Here is a 3,223-nt window from a genome sequence, read left to right as displayed (position 1 = left end):
AGATGTGTATAAAGAGACAGCCACACCACGCCGACGACGAACACCTTCCGCCGCCCGAAGCGGTCCCCGAGCGCCCCACCCAGCAGGATCAGCCCCGCCAGCGTGACCATGTAGGCGTTGGCGGTCCACTGCAGGACGGACAGGTCCGCGTCGAGGTCGCGGCCGATGCGCGGCAGGGCCACATTGACGACCGTGGAGTCCAGCAACGCCATGCTGGAGCCGAGGACGGTGGTGAGCAGGATCCACTTGCCCTGCGGGGAGGCCAGCCGGACATCGGGCATGCAGGGAGCATACGGAAGAGCCCGGCACCACAGGAGGTGCCGGGCTCTTCCGTACGCGAGCGGACCGGAGGCGTTACTTGATCTTCGTGCCGGTCGAGCGCAGGTTGCCGCAGGCCTCGACGACGCGCGCGGACATGGAGGCCTCGGCGAGCTTGCCCCAGGTGCGCGGGTCGTAGGTCTTCTTGTTGCCGACCTCGCCGTCGACCTTCAGGACACCGTCGTAGTTACGGAACATGTGGTCCGCGACCGGGCGCGTGAAGGCGTACTGGGTGTCCGTGTCGATGTTCATCTTCACGACGCCGTTCTCCAGCGCGGTGCGGATCTCCGCCTCCGTGGAGCCGGAGCCGCCGTGGAAGACGAAGTCGAACGGGGAGCCCTTGCCGAACTTGGCGGCGACGCCCTCGTTCAGCTCCTTCAGCAGCTCGGGACGCAGGACGACGTTGCCCGGCTTGTACACGCCGTGCACGTTGCCGAACGACGCGGCGAGCAGGTAGCGACCCTTCTCACCCAGGCCGAGGGCCTCGGCGGTGCGGATCGCGTCGTCGACCGTGGTGTAGAGGGAGTCGTTGATCTCGTGGGTGACGCCGTCCTCCTCGCCACCGGTCGGCGTGATCTCCACCTCGAGGATGATCTTCGCGGCGCGGGCCTGCGCCAGCAGCTCCTGCGCGATGGAGAGGTTGTCGGCGAGGGTCTCGGCCGAGCCGTCCCACATGTGCGACTGGAACAGCGGGTTCAGACCGGCCTCGACGCGCTTCTGGGACAGCGCCAGCAGCGGACGTACGTACCCGTCGAGCTTGTCCTTGGGGCAGTGGTCGGTGTGCAGCGCGATGTTCACCGGGTACTTCTCGGCGACGATGTGCGCGAACTCGGCCAGCGCGACCGCGCCGGTGACCATGTCCTTGCTGTACTGACCGCCCAGGAACTCGGCACCACCCGTGGAGATCTGGACGATGCCGTCGCTCTCCGCCTCAGCGAAACCGCGCAGGGCCGCGTGCAGGGTCTGGGTGGAGGTCACGTTGATGGCCGGGTAGGCGAACTTTCCTGCCTTCGCCCGGTCCAGCATCTCGTTGTAGACCTCGGGAGTTGCGATGGGCATGCGTCCGCTCCTTGTATCTGCGGGTTGACGTGCTGCTTTGTCTAACGGCCCTGACCTAGACCTTGGGGTGCGACGTCATCGTCGGCCCCATCTTTCCAGACTTGGCCGGAAGGTCCAGGCCACCGTCCACGCCCTGGTCAGTCCTCGGTAGGTCCTCGATCAGTCGAGGCCCAGTTCGTCCTTGGAGTAGGCGAAGAGGTACGGCACCCCGGCCCCCTCCTGGATCTTCTCCGCGGCACCGGTCGCCCGGTCGACGATGGTCGCGACGGCGACGACCTCGGCCCCGGCCTCGCGCACGGCCTCGACGGCGGTGAGCGGGGAGCCGCCGGTGGTGGACGTGTCCTCGACGACCAGCACCCGGCGGCCCGCGATGTCCGGACCCTCGACGCGCCGCTGCAGGCCGTGCGCCTTGGCGGCCTTGCGTACGACGAACGCGTCCAGGCGCTTCCCGCGGGCGGCGGCCGCGTGCAGCATGGCGGCGGCCACGGGGTCGGCGCCCATGGTGAGCCCGCCCACGGCATCGAAGTCGAAGTCCGCGGTCAGGTCCAGCAGCACCTGCCCCACCAGCGGCGCGGCCTCGCCGTCGAGCGTGACGCGCCGGAGGTCGACGTAGTAGTCCGCTTCCAGACCCGACGACAGGGTCACCTTGCCGTGCACCACGGCCTTGTCCTTGATCTGCTGCAGCAGCGCGCCGCGAGTGTCCGTCATGGCGCCCAGCTTAGAGGCGGCGCCAGCTCCAGGTGGTGGTGGCCTCCAGCGGCTCCAGGGGCGTGACCAGGCGCGGCATGGTGTTGAGCCCGTTGGGCGGGCCGGTCTGCGGCTCCACGCACACGGCCGCCTCCTGCTCGTCGTAGACGACGACCCACTCCTCGCGGCTGCTCACCTTCAGCTCCAGCTGACCGGGCCAGGTGAGGGTCGCCTCGACGCCGCCGGGCATGCCGAAGCAGTCGTCCCAGGGGCCGGGCTTCGGATCGAGACGGTTGCCGGTGGGCAGGTGGTCGTCGCCGCGCTCCTCCTGCCAGGCGGGGTCGAAGTCGAGGCGTACGTCCTCGCCGCCGAGGTTCCGGTTGAACCAGGGATGCCAGCCGATCTGCGCCGGGAAGGACGACTCGTACGTCTCGACGGACATACTCAGGGTCAGCGCGTCCTCGGTGAGCGCGACGATCTGGGTGACGCGGCCCGGGTGGGGCCAGGGGGCGACGAGCTCGTACGTGAGGACGGCCTCGTCCGTACTCGTGCGGGCGACGCGCCAGGCGCTGTCACGGACGGTGCCGTGGATGGCGTGCGGCGGGGCGTTGAGGGGCAGCTGCCGCACCTCGGCGCCGTCCAGGAACCGTCCGTCCCGCATCCGGCCGCACCACGGCACCATCGGGAAGCAGCCGAAGCGCTCGCCCTGGCGCAGCAGTTCGACGCCGCCGATCCGCAGCCCTCCGACCCGGCCGCCGTTGCCCGGCTGCACGGTCACCTCCGCGTCACCCGCGGTCAGCGTGATGTCTTCGTCGCTCACGGGACGACCCTACTGGGGTGATCAAGAGGGCCCGACCGGTCCCGGGCCCTGGCGTGCGGCGGACGAGTGGTTCAGCGGCGTCTGCGCAGGGCCCGTACCGCCACGATGGCGGACGCCAGTGCCAATGCCGCCGCGGGGGCCGCCCAGCGCAGGGGGGCCGGCGACGTCACGGTCTGCGGCACGGGGACCGGGGCGTAGCGGCCGCGCGGAGGGGCGTGGTCGACCTCCTCGGCGCTGCGTCCGATCATGGTCCGCCGTGCGTGCGCCGCCTCGGCGATGCCCTCCTCGTCCTCGTCCTCATCGGCCTCATCACCCGCGCGTCCGTAGGAGGAGGGCGGG

4 protein-coding genes and 1 pseudogene are annotated in these 3,223 nt (G+C 70.2%); all 5 read right to left on the bottom strand.

What is annotated here, in order from left to right; genetic code table 11:
• Window positions 1-281 (bottom strand): MFS transporter (locus C1J00_RS40855; protein WP_146046367.1); only part of this gene is annotated, 281 nt, incomplete at its 3' end.
• Between the two features lie 73 nt (window positions 282-354).
• Window positions 355-1,377, bottom strand: a complete 1,023-nt coding sequence (fbaA, locus tag C1J00_RS40850; RefSeq protein ID WP_102913896.1) for a class II fructose-bisphosphate aldolase — start codon at window positions 1,375-1,377, stop codon at window positions 355-357.
• A 159-nt stretch (window positions 1,378-1,536) separates the two neighbouring features.
• Complete coding sequence (gene pyrE, locus C1J00_RS40845) at window positions 1,537-2,085, bottom strand: orotate phosphoribosyltransferase (protein WP_102913895.1); 549 nt, start codon at window positions 2,083-2,085, stop codon at window positions 1,537-1,539.
• A gap of 10 nt (window positions 2,086-2,095) precedes the next feature.
• Window positions 2,096-2,884 (bottom strand): aldose epimerase family protein, encoded by a 789-nt coding sequence (locus C1J00_RS40840; RefSeq protein WP_102913894.1) that lies wholly within the window; start codon window positions 2,882-2,884, stop codon window positions 2,096-2,098.
• A 71-nt stretch (window positions 2,885-2,955) separates the two neighbouring features.
• Window positions 2,956-3,223: pseudogene (locus C1J00_RS40835) on the bottom strand (carbon monoxide dehydrogenase); the annotation flags it as partial.

The sequence above is a fragment of the Streptomyces cahuitamycinicus genome (genome assembly GCF_002891435.1).
Lineage (GTDB): Bacteria > Actinomycetota > Actinomycetes > Streptomycetales > Streptomycetaceae > Streptomyces > Streptomyces cahuitamycinicus.
Note: the sequence above shows the minus strand (reverse complement) of the source record. Positions and strands in the feature narration are given on the sequence as shown.

Excerpts from the sequence above, each read along its gene's own strand:
- fbaA (WP_102913896.1), bottom strand. The coding sequence starts at position 1,377 with ATGCCCATCGCAACTCCCGAGGTCTACAACGAGATGCTGGACCGGGCG.
- pyrE (WP_102913895.1), bottom strand. The coding sequence starts at position 2,085 with ATGACGGACACTCGCGGCGCGCTGCTGCAGCAGATCAAGGACAAGGCC.